The organism is Nostoc sp. (assembly GCF_036917355.1).
Classification (GTDB): domain Bacteria; phylum Cyanobacteriota; class Cyanobacteriia; order Cyanobacteriales; family Nostocaceae; genus Nostoc.
This window is the reverse complement of the sequence record NZ_JBALDP010000012.1, coordinates 69,043-84,456: the sequence shown is the minus strand read 5'-3', so window position 1 is coordinate 84,456 and position 15,414 is coordinate 69,043. Positions and strand designations below refer to the sequence as shown.

The following is a 15,414-nucleotide window of genomic DNA, read 5'->3' as shown; positions in this document are numbered from 1 at the left end:
ATGCTGAATGATTGTCTGCAATGAAAAACTCTGTTTTTAGTCAAAAAATCTATTCTTTCTTACTTGCTGCTTATCGATGGTACTTACAGACTCCTGAACGTTCTTTAGATGAAGCTTACAATGCAGCATTAAAAATTCAGGAAATAGAAGATAAGCATTTCAATGGTAATAAAATAGACATTGACTCGACCATGTACAGTAACAGTGTGATGGATTATTTTGAGTCAGACCTCAACAAGCTATTAAAAATTGCCAGGATGCGGTTGACGGAGTTTAGAGGAAGCCGTTGGTTTCTAAATGAAGAGAATCAAAAAGCTGCCGAGAAAGCAGGTATAGAGTATCTAAGTCCTTCTTTAGTTTTAGAAAAGCTAAACTATATCGACCAAGTTATATCTAAATACACAACAAGTTCCGATCAAACAACTTCCAAAGCTTTAGTAGTACAACCTCCAAATCTACCAGTTAACTCTGTCACATCTGCTGACGACAAATCGCTGCTCGTCAAAACTCCAACATTACCACCCAAAATACCAAATCAAGACTTAAATCATAAACCAAAAGCCAAGAGTAAAACCGATACAATGGGTGTTTTACCTCGCTCTATTTTAAGTACTATCAGTCGTCTGCAAGTTGAATTAGACCCTAATTCAGAACAAGAAGTAATTCAGAGTTTTCGTCAAACTCAAAAAAGAACAATAATCTCTATCAGGTTTATTTTACTATTAATTATTGTACCACTTTTAACACATCAAATAGCAAAAGCTTTTGTAGTTGGGCCAATTATTGAAAAATTTAGAAGCACTCAGGAAATGCAGATATTTCTCAATTCTGAAATGGAAGAGGAAGCCCTTGTAGAATTACAAAGATTTGAAGAAAAACTCAAGTTTGAAAATCTTATTATCAAAGCCCCTCCACTGTTACCTGAGCAGATGGAAACTGAAATGAAAAACAAGGCGAAAGAGCTTGCTGAAGAATTTCGTCACGAAAGCTCTGGTGCTATCAAAAATGTTTTTGCAGATATGTTCTCGGTGGTTGCTTTTATCTGGCTTTTGCTAGTTAGTAAGTCTTCTATTTCTGTACTCAAAGATTTCTTTGATAATATTGTCTATGGACTTAGCGATAGTGCGAAGGCATTTATCATTATTTTGTTTACTGATATCTTTGTAGGATTCCACTCTCCTCATGGCTGGGAAGTACTGCTAGAAGGAGTATCACGCCATTGGGGATTACCGGCAAATAGAGATTTTATCTTCTTATTTATCGCTACATTTCCGGTGATTTTAGATACTATCTTTAAGTATTGGATCTTTCGATATTTGAACCGGATATCGCCTTCTGCTGTTGCGACTTACCGTAATATGAATGAATAGAGGATTGGGTGGGAAAAATTTTAGTAAAACAATTAACTTACGGGAGCGTCCTATTTTGGAATATGTAGTGTGAGCGAGACACTTGCATATATAAATGGCAACGAGCAAGATGCTCGCATTACAAAATAAATCTGCCAAATTACGAAGGTTCAACACTCGTAGAAACAGGATGAATACGACCTAAAGCAGTAAGCTTGGCAAAATCTGGGTTAATAAAATAGGCTCAGGCATTTCAGAAAGCATTTTTAAGATTTCACGGACATATCGAAAACCGCGCTAGTTAGTCTTAAGGTGATTTCCGACAAAGAAAATACCTTTGTTGGCGAGCTGGCGTTGCAGATCATCTTCGCTCCCAAAATTGAATAATTTAATTTCTGGAAATCCCTTAAGGAGACGAAAATCTGAGAGGAGATGACCTAGCTTTTCACGGTAAGCTCTCAAACCTCGAAAAAGCGTGGCTTTTTCCACAGGCTAATTCTCAATAGCTTTGAGTTAATGAAAATAGCTAACAGAAAAATCAGGGCTTAGGAAATCTTTAAAATGAGCTTTTCCATATGCCGTGAAAAGTCAGATATCTTCTTTTTTTGACGAAGGTATTGCGCTAAATAAACTAGCCCTTCTTTAAATTTTACGTGAATTTGCTGAATATAGATTGACGTTGCCAGTATAAAAAAGTATATTGCTGTGGATAGTCTCGAATGTTAAATGTTTATCGGAGAAATAAGATCGTGACAATCGTAAATGTACTAAAAAAGTTATCAATAGCTTCTCCTTTCATCCTGACAACAGCTTTAGTTTCTGCACCATCTGTATACGCATCTGAAGCGATACAGAGTTTGACAGGTGGATCTAACTTCCCAGCTTTTAATGGTACAAATCAAACAATCGGTTGGTCATTTACTGCTAATGACAACCTCTCAGTTACTGCATTAGGTTTTTACGATCAAACTCCTGCGAATCCTCTATCACAATCCCACTTAGTTGGTTTGTGGACATCAGATGGGAATTTGCTAGCTTCAACAACTGTCCAAACCACCAGTCCACTAACTGGAAGCTTTCGTTACCAGGATATTACATCAGTCAATCTTCTTGCTGGAATGTCATACGTTATTGGTGCAGCAATAACTAGTCCATTTAGTGATATTTATAATATTCCCGGATCTGTAAATACGGCTCCAGAAATTACTCTCACCGGTAGCGCCAGAAATGGTTCATCCCAAGGGTTTAGTTTTCCTTCAACTCTAACACCCGGTAACGGTAGGATTGGCCCAAATTTCAAATTTGACGTAGTTACCCAAGCTGTTCCCGAACCGACTTCTCTCATCGGTATCTTAGGCTTAGGTGCTTTTGGCATCACCTCTCTTCGCAAACGTAAGCAACTAGTTACAGAATAAACGAACGGACAGTAAATAGGACTTTATCGTAATATCAAAGGGTTTAAGACCCCTACCTCTACAGGTAGCGCCAGTTTCAGTCGGGGTTTAAATCCCCGTCTGAAAATGTCTAAAATGCTTGAATTTTGAATTGTTAAGTGCTTCTTTGCCTCTCCCTTGCGCGTGCGCTGGGGGAGGCGCTTAGAACTCTTGGGTGTAGGTAGTTTGATGGAGTCAGGGCTTACTACCAAATTGAGACAATTTAGTTCAAATGTACTCACACTTGAAAAAAGTGATGGGTTTTTTTAGTCTTTTTTTATAAAGTATATAAAAACATATTAGGTCTATTGTATTTTTGGTTTTTGATTTTTGAATTTGAGTAAAGTGGGATAATCTCAAAAATTTTAAATTTTGATGAAAAAGACACTTGCTGGGTTAGGAAAGCTAAACAAATTTATCGCCATCAGCCTACCGCTGCTTCTGTCGATTTTCTTAGTGCGTATGGAATCTTTGGCGCATTGGGAACTCAGTCCGCCAGAATGTCGCGTCAAAAAGTGGGATATACCAGTATCCTTTACACAAAAGCAAAAAGCACCATTAATCGAGAGACTACCAGTTACTTGTTGTCAGAACGATCGCTCTTGTTTAGATGAAGTAATTTATGGCAAAATACCAGAGAAAAAGGCACTGATAAGTGCGATCGCTCGCAGTCTCCAATATCTGCAAACAGCTAATGCTGCGGCTGCTTATCAAAACTATCCGGTGGCTGGAATTACGCGCGATCGCGTCATCAAAAGCTTGCAAAGATTCCGCGAACTCCTCCTAAAAACCAATTCTGCAACAGAATTACATCAAGCCATTGAGCGCGAATTTGTTCTTTACCAGTCAGTCGGTAAAGATAACCAAGGTTCCGTTTTATTCACCGCCTATTATGAGCCACTTTACGCAGCTAATCGCGTCCCGACAGCAGAATATCGCTATCCTGTTTATCGCTTACCCCCTGATTTGAACTCTTGGACTAAGCCTCATCCGACACGCGAGGAGTTAGAAGGAGCAGATGGTTTGCAAAGCGCAAAAGGAAAATTGCGAGGATTAGAGTTGTTTTGGTTTCGCGATCGCCTTGAGCCATATCTAGCTCAAATTGAAGGTTCGGCGAGGCTTCAACTTCCCGATGGGAGTCAGACAACAATCGGCTATGCCGGTCATACCGCTTATAATTACAGAAGTATTGGGCGAGAATTAGTCAATGATGGCAAATTACCGCTAGAAGGTATAACTCTGCCGATTATTCTCGATTATTTCCAAAAACATCCCCAAGAATTAAATATTTATATTCCGCGCGATCGCAGCTTTGTTTTTTTTCAAGAAAATCACGGTAAGCCAGCTCAAGGTTCGATCGATGTACCACTAACAGCAGAGCGTTCTATTGCTACAGATAAATCTCTCATGCCTCCTGGTGCTTTAGCGTTGATTCGCGCTTCTATTCCTTTCGTTAACCCTACCGGAAAAATGCAGGAGCGCATTATTAGCCGCTATGTTCTTGACCAAGATACCGGAGGTGCAATTAAAGGTGCTGGTAGAGTGGATTATTTTTTAGGTACTGGGAAAATCGCAGGCGATCGCGCTGGTGTTACAGTTAGCAATGGACAATTATTTTATCTCTTACTCAAGTCCAAAAATTAAACACACTCGCATTTTAATACTAAAATTCCCGACTTTTTAGATAAGTCAGGAATTTTAGCCTTTCGGCGTAAATGAAACACCCATTCTAATCAATGGAATGCTTGCGATATAGTAATTACGAATTACAAATTACGAATTACGCTACTAGGCTTCCAAATCCATTTCACCATCATCATCGTCATGATCGTAAGGGATATCGTCAAGGTCTATCATTTCGGAAATTTCTTCTACTTCAGTTAGATACTCAGATTCTTGATGTTCGCGTTCGATTAAGCGACCAGTTGACTTCAGCCATTCCAAGAGAATAAACTCATTACTTGTACGAATTACAGGCGCTCGCTGGTTACGAGGTTCTTCACGCAGAGGACTTATAGGCATAAAAAAAACTCACTTTGAATTTACAGGTTAGCGTACAAAAGCGTCAAAATTGTACATTAAGGTTAAAAGTCTTGTATGACAAGTCTTTTTTCAACAGACAAAATATGACCCATTGAAGTTTTGTCTCAAGTCCATTTAGCTACTTACCATTAAAATGTCCAGATGTCAGTTTTAATAATAAATATTTCAGCAGATTCAATATATATTACAAAGCATTTGGTACCTTGACGAGAGTTTCATACATATCAGAGGGTAATGTAGACAGTCTATTCGCTACAGCGACTGCATCAGCTAAGTTACTAAATTGACACCGGACTATTTCTTGTCCATTTCCTGAAGGGAATCGTTTCCTAGCTTTATTAGATACAGCACAAATAATCGCTAAAGCTTTGGCGAACCCGTCTTTTGTTAATATTCTTTCTTGAGCGAACCCTTCAACAGGGATAAGACAAACCTCAAATCGATAGCCAGGTCTGGGAGAAACAGCTATGTCGATATATGGTTTATCTTCTTTTCGGATTCGGCGTAAATATTTGGCTGTCGAATTAGTATCGTGCAAATCAGTCCCAAGGGCGTAAGTAAAAAAGCAATCTTCTGTGAGGGACTCAGGACGAGTAATTATATCCGTGGGCATAAGTTCCAGTAGTATCCGTATGTTGTCTGCGTGTGTGACACACTAGACTTGTCCGTTCTTCTTAGCACATTTTTTTGACAGTTAGATGTATCAGTGTCAAGCGAGACATTGCAATACATTTCGACTAACTAAAATTTCAAAAATTGAAATACTTATGACATCAAACACCTTCAGAATCAAAGGGTGTAGAGATTTAGATTCGGAGAGGGGTCTATATAGTCAGTTATATAACCGAAAATATTTCTCAACATAATAAAATCATAACATAGTTGACGCCAAATTCTGCGATCGCTCCACCTGACAGCATTGGTGAATGCCTAAAAGCGATCGCGATCGCAAACTATCTAAATATTTATTTATACTCATCTACTTATAAACTTCAATGGTACTGAATTTACAATCTCTAGTTGAATTAGCTCGACTGCTAAAACAATTAGCTATGTGCTGTTGCAAATGTCAGATATTTCCTAATTATTAAGGGCAGAAAAAATTGAAATCTGTTTTATAAATCGAAAAGAGTCAACAGTGGTTAATACCAAAGACGATATTAACGTAATTATGGTGAAGCTTAAATACATTTTGGCAATTTAGAGGTGTTTAAAGAATCGTTTTTATGGCGATTTTATTCCTTTGTTCAGAGAAAATTAGAAGTTTTCACTTAATATGTAGTTTTTCTTATTAAGATTTTTTAAGAGGTTTAATCAGTATTTAATAGACTTTACTAATTACTTGACAAACCGCACGCTATTAAAATCCATTTTGAATCTAGAGTTGGTGAATATTTCTGTCAAAATTGTGGATTTTTCACCGTTTTTTGTGTTTGTCACGACATCAAAAAAGTAAATAGTGTTTTATGCTACCTAACGAAATCATTAACTGTGCGATTCACGTTATTGACTCACTGCTAGTACGGTTTTTGTGGTGTAGGTAAAAGTCCTTTTCAAATAGGGTTATACCAATATTTCAGGCATTTTCGCACTAGTGTTTCAGCTAACAAATTATACCAATTTCAGATAAAAATGCGCTCAACATATAGGTTAATGCGTAGCAATATCTCTTAGGCAAAAGAGTAAAAAAACACACATACAAGATATTGGGGTTTTGAATTTCGTCCTTCAAACGTCACTTGATTCTCCCTTTGAGTGAAAGGAGACGTTGGGCGTAGCTTGCTTAAATGCAGAAAAGCCGAAAAACCTTTCTAAATCTGTGGTTTTCAAACCTATATGTGTAGCAATCATTTTTCAAATTGGTATTAGTCATGAGTAGCAGCCATCACAAAATCCGTTATAACTAGCTACCATTCCGTCTCCACTAAACGAACCTTTTTTGAGGTATTCAATGAACAAGATTAATCTGTACAAACAACACCAGACCAAAAATAGGGTATTGATTTTTACTTCTTTGACTGTTTTGGCTTCTTCATTAGTACTACCCTTCCAGCAAGCCTTTGCTGCAACATTGACCACTGTTGTAAATTTCAACGGCACCAACGGAGCTACACCAAGAGCTGGTGTACTTAAAGGCAACGGTACTGATGGCAATCTTTATGGAACTACTTCTGCTGGTGGCACTTCTGGCAAAGGAACTGCATTCAAGTTAACTCCTACTGCTTTCACTACTCTGACTACACTGATAAACTTCACCGGAACCTCTGGAATCAACAAAGGGACTAATCCAGTTGCTAGATTATTCCAAGCAGCCGATGGCAATTTATATGGGGCAACCTTTACAGGTGGTACAAGTGACCTCGGCAGTGTATTTAAGTTGGCGAAAACAGCTTTTACAACCCTGACAACTCTTGCAAATTTCACAGGCGCTAATGGGGCTAACCCAGCAGGCCGACTGATTACAGGTACTGATGGCAATTTGTGGGGGACAAGCTCTACAGGTGGGGCTAATAATAAAGGAACTATATTCAAGGTTTCGCCCACTACCGGGGCACTCACCACCATCAGAAGCTTCAACGGTACTGATGGAGCAACTCCATTAGCAAGATTACAACTGGCTACCGATGGAAACTACTATGGCAGCGCCTCTGCTGGTGGAGCAGGTGCTAAAGGAGTTGTATTCAAGTTAACTCCCGCAGGAATACTGACTTCATATAGCTTTAATGGCACCAATGGGGCAAATCCACAGTCTGGATTAATTGAATCTAGTGGATTCCTCTACGGCACCGCTAAACTGGGTGGAGTCAACAATAAAGGAGCTGTATTCAAGGTTCCAGTCGGTGGCGGTACACCCGTTTTAGTTGCCAGTTTTAATGGCACCAATGGGGCCAACCCAACGGCTGCACTCATAAAAGCAAGCAATGGTAACTTCTATGGCACAGCTTCTGCTGGTGGGGCAAGTAACAAAGGAGTTATCTATCAGCTGACTGGAGCAACCATCAGTGGCTTAATTAGTTTCAATGGTACTAATGGGGCAACGCCAGAATCCACGCTAATTCAACTCTCAAATGGTGCCTTTTACGGTACTGCCTCTTTTGGCGGTAGTTCTAATCTAGGAACTGTGTTTAAGTTTGTAATCTAGTTCCAAATCTAATCGGCGTGTAGAAAATGGTAAAACGTACATTTGAACGTCTACCATTTTTCTACAATCGATCTAAACTTTTCAAGACAGATATTTGAATTTCGATGACTCAATACTGTTTCATATCATGTTCGCTCTGAAGAACCCTAAAGAGCCAAAATTACGCTTGGTCTGTCCTAAGAGCAAGCCTACCGTCTACATACAAGTCTGAAATATTTATAGCAGTTCGCTCAGATACCTGTGAGGTAGAAAAAGTCAAGGCTTTGAAGTTGGTCGATCGAGGCTATCTGTATGAGAAGATTGAGACAATTCTCAAAGTCGAGAGGACTCTACCAGTTCAATCTCGATATTTGCAATCCAGCTTCTTAAATCAGAGAAATTTGGTTTTAGATAAATCTTAATATGATGTTAACTTAACTTTAGAATACTGATGTAGAATATAGAACTTTACTACAGGTTTATAATTTAATTAATAATGAATGATGTTAAAGCATGTTGAATTAGATTAGTTGTAAAATTCGATACAAGGATTAGTTATAGTACACATAGGAAATTAGCAAATGTTTAGACAAAGTTCTCACGAGAGAAACTTTTTCAAAGCTTTAACTGGTAGTGCGGCGAAAGAATCTCACAAGTTAAGACGGGCATTTCAATCCTGTCTGACTATTCTGCTTGAATCTGTACCTTTTTTGATTGCTTGTGCTGTATTAGTTAGCGTTATCAGCCTCAAAAGTCCTATTCTGGTCTTTTGTTTACTTGTTGGTAGTTTAATTGCAGTCATCATCCAGCAAATTGGACAGCAAGTAAATTTACCAAGGCGATCGCTAATATTATTACAAATTTTAGCAGCAGCGATTGTTCTGAGTTTATATTGGTTAGACTGGTTTGCAGCCCCCGCACAAGCACAGTTTTTTGGGGAAGCTGAAAAGTTTTTCAAAAAAACCTTAACAGCAAACAACGGTGGGGCTGGCGAAACCCCAGTAAGCCTGATATTTAATGTGTTACGGGCAATTTACTTACTTTATATTGCAATCTCCCTAGTTGGTGTGATTAATGCAGTGCGTAAAGATGAAGATTGGCAAAGCATCGCCAGAACTCCCCTATTAGTGGTTGTTGCTGTTACCATTGCTGATGTACTCACACGCTTTGTAATCGGCGATAGTAGTAAATAATTTAGTTATTTCAAATGTCTCAAGAGCGGGAACAAGAATTTCGTCCAGTCAATCAGGTTTTGGGAAGTCAACCTTCATTAGGGCCAATTCCTGCCGATCAAATTCTTCCTTGGACGGTAATAGCCTTAGCCTCCTATTTTATTATCAATGGAATTTTTGGAGGTCTTTTTGAAGAAGAGTTTCAAAAATGGTTGTGGACAGTACTAATGACTGGTTGGGGAATAGGAACTTGGTGGATTTTAACTGGTGGTAGGAGTTGGAGTTTTTTAAGCAAATTTATTGGCGTTCCCGCTTGGACAAGAGGCTTTGCTCGTTATCAAAGCTTACTGGAAGTAAACCATGAAGCAAAAAATCGGAAAACAAAGCGTCGGCATCGCCGGAAATGAAAATAGATTAACGCCATTTGAAGATGCCTTACACTTGGCGACAATGCTGCGCGTTGCAATGAATGGACGTGATATTGGCGCTTACCTGTTGACGAAAGGTACTCAAAAAGATCGGTTCTGCTTTGTTTTTGGTTTTGATTGTAAGGGAATTCATACCACCTTAAGACCTGAACAAATTGATACACTTTTTAATAACATTGAAGCTGGATTAAAAGACATTCCTAGCGGTGAAAGGATGACGCTACACTTGGGTTCTTTTAGTTCAGACAAAGAGCGCCAAAAAGAGTTAGCAACATTAATCAGAAATGCATCATCGCGAGACATCAAATATTTGTTGATGGCAGAGAGAGCCAGAATTAAAGAACTGACTATTTCTGGGATTCGTAAACCTAAATTTTTGCGGATTTATGTAACCTACACCATTGAATCTAACTCGCAACACGCAGATGATTGGATAGAAAAGCTTTTAGTCAAAGCTGAATCCTGGTGGTTGAAATTTAAAGGCGATCTTTTAGAAGTAGAAAACCAACGTATTGAAACCCTGATTACAAATGCTTACAACCAGGGTTTTCTCCGCTGGGAACAAATCTTATCTAACAAAATGGGATTGGATGTTAAACCTTTGACTGCTGAAGAACTCTGGGGGGAAATCTGGAAAAGGTTTAATGATACGCAGCCAATAGCTATTCCCCAGTTAATGACTTTAGATGAAGAAGGATTACACGAACAAGTCAATTCAGATTTAGCGAGTACTAAATTACTTCTAGACAATATCCACGGCACAACTTTGCTGATGGAATCTAGTGTACCTTGTGCCGATCGTCGCTGGGTTAATGTTAATAATCGTTATATTGGCGCACTATCATTTCTGGAAAAACCCGGTGGTTGGGTTAATAAATCGGCTCAACTGCGCTATTTATGGGAATTGTTGGCCAGAGAAACAGTAGTAGATACAGAAATTTTTTGCGAGTTGACTGCTGCCAATCCAGCATTGGTAAAAACTACTCTGCAACGAGTGCTGAAGCAGTCAAACATGACAACTATCATGGCTCAAGAAAAAAGTAAAACTATTGATGTCAACGCTCAATTAAAGTTGAAGAAGTCGGTAGCAGCGCAAGAACAGTTATTTGAAGGTGCAGTCCCGATTTATACGAGTGTCGCTATTTTAGTACATCGTCCAACTTTAGAAAAATTAGATGAGGCGACAAGATATATTGAAAACTGTTTTCAACGTCCAGCCAGAGTAATTAGGGAAACTGAATATGCCTGGAAAATTTGGCTGCAAACTCTACCAATAGTTTGGGAGGGTTTATTAGCAACACCCTTCAACCGTCGCCAGCTATATTTAACCAGTGAAGTTCCGGGATTAATGCCTCTAGTTTTAACCAAAAAAGGTGACAAACAAGGCTTTGAATTGATTGCTGAAGAAGGCGGAACACCCATACATTTAGATTTATTTAATCAGCACAAAAATTTAGCTTTGTTTGCGACAACTCGTGCTGGTAAATCGGTGTTGGTATCAGGGATTTTAACTCAGGCTTTAGCGCATGGGATTCCGGTTGTGGCGTTAGATTTCCCTAAACCTGATGGGACATCTACTTTCACTGACTACACAGAGTTTATGGAGGGAAATGGAGCCTATTTTGATATTTCCAAACAATCGAATAACTTATTTGAACAGCCAGATTTACGATCGCTAGAAGCAGAACAACAGCGCGATCGCTTTAACGATTATACCGCCTTCCTCGAATCAGCGTTAATGACAATGGTTTTAGGATCGTCCACTGAAAGTCAAATTTTATCGCAAACCGTGCGATCGCTGCTCAACTTGGCTCTAGAAGCCTTCTTTAGAGATGAGGGCATCAAAGAGCGATATCGACAGGCGATGGAGGGAGGATTTGGCACTCTTGCCTGGCAGAAAACCCCCACTTTAAAAGATTTTCTGTTTTTCTGCTCGCCAGAACACTTGCAGCTAAGTTCTTTAACTGGCAGAGTCGAAGACGCCCTCAGTCAAATTCAGTTGCGCTTACGCTTTTGGCTTTCTAGCCGCGTGGGACAAGCCATTTCTGCACCATCCAGCTTTCCTACCGATGCACAACTTTTAGTTTTTGCTCTGAGAAACCTATCAGATAGTGAAGATGCAGCCGTACTCTCATTGAGTGCCTATTCAGCCGCACTCCGACGCGCATTAGGTAGTCCAGCTTCCATATTCTTTATCGACGAAGCACCAATTTTATTTGAGTTCGAGCAAATTTCTGATTTAGTTGGTAGAATTTGTGCCAACGGCGCTAAAGCTGGGATCAGAGTCATCTTATCAGGACAAGATCCTGACACCATTGCTAAATCTAAAGCTGCATCGAAAATATTGCAAAACCTGACAACACGTTTGATTGGACGCATTCAGCCAGTTGCAGTAGATAGTTTTGCAGACATCTTGAAATATCCCCGCCAAGTTATTTCTCGTAATGCCTCAGAAAGCTTTTTTCCCCGGAAAGAAGGCGTTTATAGCCAATGGTTATTAGATGATAACGGTATTTATACATTCTGCCGTTACTATCCAGGTTACGAACAATTGGCAGCAGTTGCTAATAACCCTTATGAACAAACTGCACGTAGCCAAATGATGCAACTTCACAGTGATAAATATGAAGCAATTTCTGCCTTTGCACGTCAGTTAGTGGCGACTCTGCGTAGTAGTTAATTGGCTTATGTAAGTAGTTAATACTGAATCAAACAAGTTTTAATTTTAGATTTACCGTAGGGTAACGTTAACTAGTTACCAACGTCTTTTAGATTTACTGCATCCATTCTTGGGTTGCAACTTAGGAATTTTAGATTTTAGAATAGCGTCGGAGATTGAACCGAAAAACTAATTCTATTATCCAAAATCAGCACGGTTCCAAAGCTAAATTTTTACCTCACTATATAATGTACTCTACCTTTTTTAGGCACAGATATATGCGAAAAACTACCATTTTTACTTTTACTTTGCTATCCCTGGCAATACTACCAGCAGTAGCACAAATTCAAACGGGTGGATTAGGTCAGGTTTGGTCTGATTTTCAATCATATTCCAAAGATATGCAAGATTACTTTCAATATAATTTGAAGGATACCTTAACCCCTTTAGAACAAGGTCAGGGTCGAATTGCTATTGATAATGCTAACGGAGATTTGAAGATACCTAACCCCGTTGCTGCGGGAAAAAAAATTCGTGATGATTCAATTAACTACTCTTATAATTCAGATGCTAAATCAAGTCGCTTTGAGAATAATGCAGCAGTACGGGGAAATTTAGTTAGCAGCGAACTTAATCGTATCATTACCCGTGGAGTAGCGGTAGGTGTTCTCGGTAAAAATGGACAAATTCGGACAAAAACGAAGCTAGAAAATACCGAGAAAAGTCTGGAAGATATTGAAGGATTTGCTCAGGAAACAGAGGGTAATAATAGAACATTTCTCGATCAAATTCAACGCGGTATTCAAGCAGCTAAGACACCCGATCCAGCAGCAAATGCTATTTCTGGTTTAGCAGAATTGCTAGGTATCAGTCAAGTGCAAATGATGAAAATTCAACAGGAACAAATAAAAATTGTCGCTGAAACATTTGGTCAGACATTACAAACAAATCAGGCTTTGCAATATACCAACTTAAATTTAGCAAACATTTCTCAGCAATCAGAAGAGGCAAATCGCGCTCGGAGAGTAGAAACATCTACAGAAGCAGCGCGACTTTTAAGAGCGACTTCTCAACTAGATTTGTTTGGCAGAAAAGTTAATAAGTAGGATTTTAAGAAAACAACTCTCAATTTCTAGACAACTTTTAAAATCCTTTAACTTCTGATAAACAAACCAACAGGAAATATCAAAAAACCGCCCATAAACTCAAAATGCAACTTGCTATTCAACTAGTTTTTGCCCAAGCAGGCATCGATCAGATTCTCGATACTGGTGCCGCAACTTCCCAAAGTATTGCCGAAGGTTGGGACAAACAATGGCTGGATTTATTACAAAATAACACCAGTGATAACTTGTATGGAGCGCTGACAAATCTGGGTATTTTTTTTGCTGTAGGAACCCTGTTATTTTTTATGATACAATTCCTCAAAGACTTAATATCCTACGAATATACCCGTCCCATATCAGCTTTAATTTGGCCTTTTATTGTGGTAGTACTCTTAAGTAATTCAGGCAATGGAAGTATACTGTCTAATCTGACGCTGGGAGTGCGGAATTTTTTAAACACTGTGAATCAGCAAGTAGTGGTATCAGCAGATGCGGATAAAATATATCAGCAAGCACTGAATATGAGTGTTGCTGAAGAAGTAGCTGGTTCTTTACTACGTCCTTGTCAATCACTAACTGGCGAACAACAAAGTCAATGTTTTGTGAAAGCTGCTGAAAAAGTTAATGTTCTCTGGCAAAAATATAGAAATACTTATGGAAATAAAAGCTGGATAAATAGACTACAAACTAAGGTAGATAATATCAGATATGGCACTGGCATTGTATCAGAAACCTCTTTTAATTCTCTGTTAGGTTCTACAGTCCAGACTAGCATCAAAAACTTTTTAGTTTCCTTACAATATGCTTTCCAGAATTTGATAGAGGCTACTATGTTGTTAATAGCAGCTTTAGGGCCAATAGCAGTAGGTGGATCTTTGCTACCTGTAGCTGGTAAACCGATCTTTGCATGGCTGACTGGATTTTTATCTATTGGAATCGCCAAAATTTCATTCAATATTATCGCTGTGCTGACTGCCGCAGTGATTGTCAATGGCCCAGGTCAAAATGCTAATGTCGATCCAGATTTAATGTGGTTCATAATTTTTCTAGGAATTTTAGCACCAATTTTATCTTTAATTGTGGCTGCTGCTGGTGGTTTTGCAGTCTTCAGCGCCATCAACAGTACGGCTTCTTTAGTAAAAGAGAGGATATAGAAAATATAAAACTTTTCCAAGTGTTGTAACTAGTAAGTATATGCAAAACATCATATATAATAGCTGAAGTTTTTGCAGGAGGAGGTGAAGAAATGGTGCGTTTACTAGAAAAAAGACAAAGAACAGGAAGTGTTTTGACATTTTTTGCGATCGCAACCTTCAGTTTACATGTATTAGTTTTATTTTTATTCTTATTACAAGGGCTAAATATTCGCCAACTCAGTTTGAGAAAACCTCCTAACTTTGTGCAATTAATCAACGGCAAACCAGTAGCTAATATTGATGATTTAGCAAGAGAACCAGAAGCAATTCGCCAATTTATCAGCAAAACGATGATATCAATGTTTAGCTGGTCTGGAACCTTACCACCACAAAATATTGAAGAAGTCGCAAACCCCAAACCAGATTTAGGAATACTCATTAACACACCTCAAGGTGGTAGCCAAAAAATTAGTACCAGCAGTTGGGTAGCTAGTTTTGCCTTATCAGAAGACTTTCGTAAAGGTTTCTTAAGCACAGTTGCAGAAATGACACCGCCAGAAATTTTTTCGGAAAATCCCAGCCAAGGGATGACTTCACAACTAGTAATTAAGAGAGTTTATCCGCCAAAACAAATTGCACCAGGTAAGTGGCAAGTGGGTATGGTAGCCGACTTAGTTCAAAAAAATCGAGTTGGTGGTGCAAAACTTATAACTCCTTTTAATAAAGATTTCCTTGTACGTGCCGCAGATTATTTCGCTAATCCCCAAGCCGACAATAGCACCGACCTGCAAAAAGCAATTTATAGTGTCCGCACTGATAGACTAGAAATTTATGAAATTCGTAACTTATGTTTGCTAGATGACTACAACCTGAACGCAGATAAATCAAAACAATGCGGAACTGGACAAACATCTGATAGTTTTATCAGATAATCGATTTTTTATGTGAAGATAGTTCAATTTTTTAT

At 38.8% G+C, this 15,414-nt stretch carries 13 protein-coding genes and 3 pseudogenes; 12 read left to right on the top strand and 4 right to left on the bottom strand.

Annotated elements, in window-relative coordinates:
• Positions 1–11 precede the first annotated feature (11 nt).
• Entirely contained in the window at positions 12–1,370 is a 1,359-nt protein-coding gene (locus tag V7K53_RS03540; protein ID WP_335196263.1) for a proton extrusion protein PcxA, read from the top strand.
• A 139-nt stretch (positions 1,371–1,509) separates the two neighbouring features.
• Here the strand turns inward: V7K53_RS03540 and V7K53_RS33985 are convergent.
• Both V7K53_RS33985 and V7K53_RS03535 read right to left on the bottom strand, forming a co-directional pair.
• A pseudogene (locus V7K53_RS33985) lies at positions 1,510–1,646 on the bottom strand (IS4 family transposase); the annotation flags it as partial.
• Entirely contained in the window at positions 1,647–1,838 is a 192-nt protein-coding gene (locus V7K53_RS03535) for a hypothetical protein (RefSeq protein ID WP_335196262.1), read from the bottom strand.
• A gap of 230 nt (positions 1,839–2,068) precedes the next feature.
• Between V7K53_RS03535 and V7K53_RS33980 the strand changes: the two are divergent.
• The 3 genes and pseudogenes from V7K53_RS33980 to mltA form a co-directional block, all read left to right on the top strand.
• Positions 2,069–2,482 (top strand): annotated as a pseudogene (locus tag V7K53_RS33980) (DUF4082 domain-containing protein); the annotation flags it as partial.
• Positions 2,483–2,671: 189 nt separating this feature from the next.
• Positions 2,672–2,764: pseudogene (locus V7K53_RS33975) on the top strand (PEP-CTERM sorting domain-containing protein); the annotation flags it as partial.
• A gap of 393 nt (positions 2,765–3,157) precedes the next feature.
• The gene (gene mltA / locus V7K53_RS03525) at positions 3,158–4,426 is read left to right on the top strand and encodes a murein transglycosylase A (RefSeq protein WP_335196260.1); all 1,269 of its coding nucleotides are present in this window, start codon (positions 3,158–3,160) and stop codon (positions 4,424–4,426) included.
• A gap of 144 nt (positions 4,427–4,570) precedes the next feature.
• Here mltA and V7K53_RS03520 read toward each other — a convergent pair whose 3' ends face one another.
• Both V7K53_RS03520 and V7K53_RS03515 read right to left on the bottom strand, forming a co-directional pair.
• Positions 4,571–4,804, bottom strand: a complete 234-nt coding sequence (locus V7K53_RS03520) for a DUF3134 domain-containing protein (RefSeq protein WP_292745509.1) — start codon at positions 4,802–4,804, stop codon at positions 4,571–4,573.
• Between the two features lie 205 nt (positions 4,805–5,009).
• A complete protein-coding gene (locus tag V7K53_RS03515) occupies positions 5,010–5,438 on the bottom strand; it encodes a hypothetical protein (protein WP_335196259.1) in 429 nt (142 codons plus the stop codon).
• A 269-nt stretch (positions 5,439–5,707) separates the two neighbouring features.
• Between V7K53_RS03515 and V7K53_RS03510 the strand changes: the two genes are divergently transcribed.
• The 8 genes from V7K53_RS03510 (at position 5,708) to V7K53_RS03475 (ending at position 15,379) form a co-directional block, all read left to right on the top strand.
• Positions 5,708–5,830, top strand: a complete 123-nt coding sequence (locus tag V7K53_RS03510) for a hypothetical protein (RefSeq protein WP_335196258.1) — start codon at positions 5,708–5,710, stop codon at positions 5,828–5,830.
• A gap of 946 nt (positions 5,831–6,776) precedes the next feature.
• Complete coding sequence (locus V7K53_RS03505) at positions 6,777–7,967, top strand: choice-of-anchor tandem repeat GloVer-containing protein (protein WP_335196257.1); 1,191 nt, start codon at positions 6,777–6,779, stop codon at positions 7,965–7,967.
• 560 nt (positions 7,968–8,527) lie between these two features.
• On the top strand, positions 8,528–9,139 hold the full coding sequence (locus tag V7K53_RS03500; protein WP_335196256.1) for a hypothetical protein: 612 nt from the start codon (positions 8,528–8,530) through the stop codon (positions 9,137–9,139).
• A 14-nt stretch (positions 9,140–9,153) separates the two neighbouring features.
• Positions 9,154–9,525 carry a hypothetical protein gene (locus V7K53_RS03495; RefSeq protein ID WP_099101832.1) on the top strand — a complete coding sequence of 124 codons (372 nt, stop codon included), beginning with the start codon at positions 9,154–9,156 and terminating at the stop codon, positions 9,523–9,525.
• The gene (locus tag V7K53_RS03490; RefSeq protein WP_335196255.1) at positions 9,479–12,226 is read left to right on the top strand and encodes a hypothetical protein; all 2,748 of its coding nucleotides are present in this window, start codon (positions 9,479–9,481) and stop codon (positions 12,224–12,226) included. The genes V7K53_RS03495 and V7K53_RS03490 overlap by 47 nt, the downstream gene beginning before the upstream one ends.
• A gap of 257 nt (positions 12,227–12,483) precedes the next feature.
• Complete coding sequence (locus V7K53_RS03485; RefSeq protein WP_335196254.1) at positions 12,484–13,311, top strand: hypothetical protein; 828 nt, start codon at positions 12,484–12,486, stop codon at positions 13,309–13,311.
• A gap of 104 nt (positions 13,312–13,415) precedes the next feature.
• Complete coding sequence (locus tag V7K53_RS03480; protein ID WP_335196253.1) at positions 13,416–14,465, top strand: hypothetical protein; 1,050 nt, start codon at positions 13,416–13,418, stop codon at positions 14,463–14,465.
• A gap of 92 nt (positions 14,466–14,557) precedes the next feature.
• Complete coding sequence (locus tag V7K53_RS03475; protein WP_335196252.1) at positions 14,558–15,379, top strand: hypothetical protein; 822 nt, start codon at positions 14,558–14,560, stop codon at positions 15,377–15,379.
• Positions 15,380–15,414 lie beyond the last annotated feature (35 nt).

What these genes read in the sequence shown, in the direction of transcription:
- mltA (WP_335196260.1), top strand. Translation starts at nt 3,158, where the DNA reads ATGAAAAAGACACTTGCTGGGTTAGGAAAGCTAAACAAATTTATCGCC.
- V7K53_RS03520 (WP_292745509.1), bottom strand. Translation starts at nt 4,804, where the DNA reads ATGCCTATAAGTCCTCTGCGTGAAGAACCTCGTAACCAGCGAGCGCCT.
- V7K53_RS03515 (WP_335196259.1), bottom strand. Translation starts at nt 5,438, where the DNA reads ATGCCCACGGATATAATTACTCGTCCTGAGTCCCTCACAGAAGATTGC.
- V7K53_RS03505 (WP_335196257.1), top strand. Translation starts at nt 6,777, where the DNA reads ATGAACAAGATTAATCTGTACAAACAACACCAGACCAAAAATAGGGTA.
- V7K53_RS03500 (WP_335196256.1), top strand. Translation starts at nt 8,528, where the DNA reads ATGTTTAGACAAAGTTCTCACGAGAGAAACTTTTTCAAAGCTTTAACT.
- V7K53_RS03495 (WP_099101832.1), top strand. Translation starts at nt 9,154, where the DNA reads ATGTCTCAAGAGCGGGAACAAGAATTTCGTCCAGTCAATCAGGTTTTG.
- V7K53_RS03490 (WP_335196255.1), top strand. Translation starts at nt 9,479, where the DNA reads ATGAAGCAAAAAATCGGAAAACAAAGCGTCGGCATCGCCGGAAATGAA.
- V7K53_RS03485 (WP_335196254.1), top strand. Translation starts at nt 12,484, where the DNA reads ATGCGAAAAACTACCATTTTTACTTTTACTTTGCTATCCCTGGCAATA.
- V7K53_RS03480 (WP_335196253.1), top strand. Translation starts at nt 13,416, where the DNA reads ATGCAACTTGCTATTCAACTAGTTTTTGCCCAAGCAGGCATCGATCAG.
- V7K53_RS03475 (WP_335196252.1), top strand. Translation starts at nt 14,558, where the DNA reads ATGGTGCGTTTACTAGAAAAAAGACAAAGAACAGGAAGTGTTTTGACA.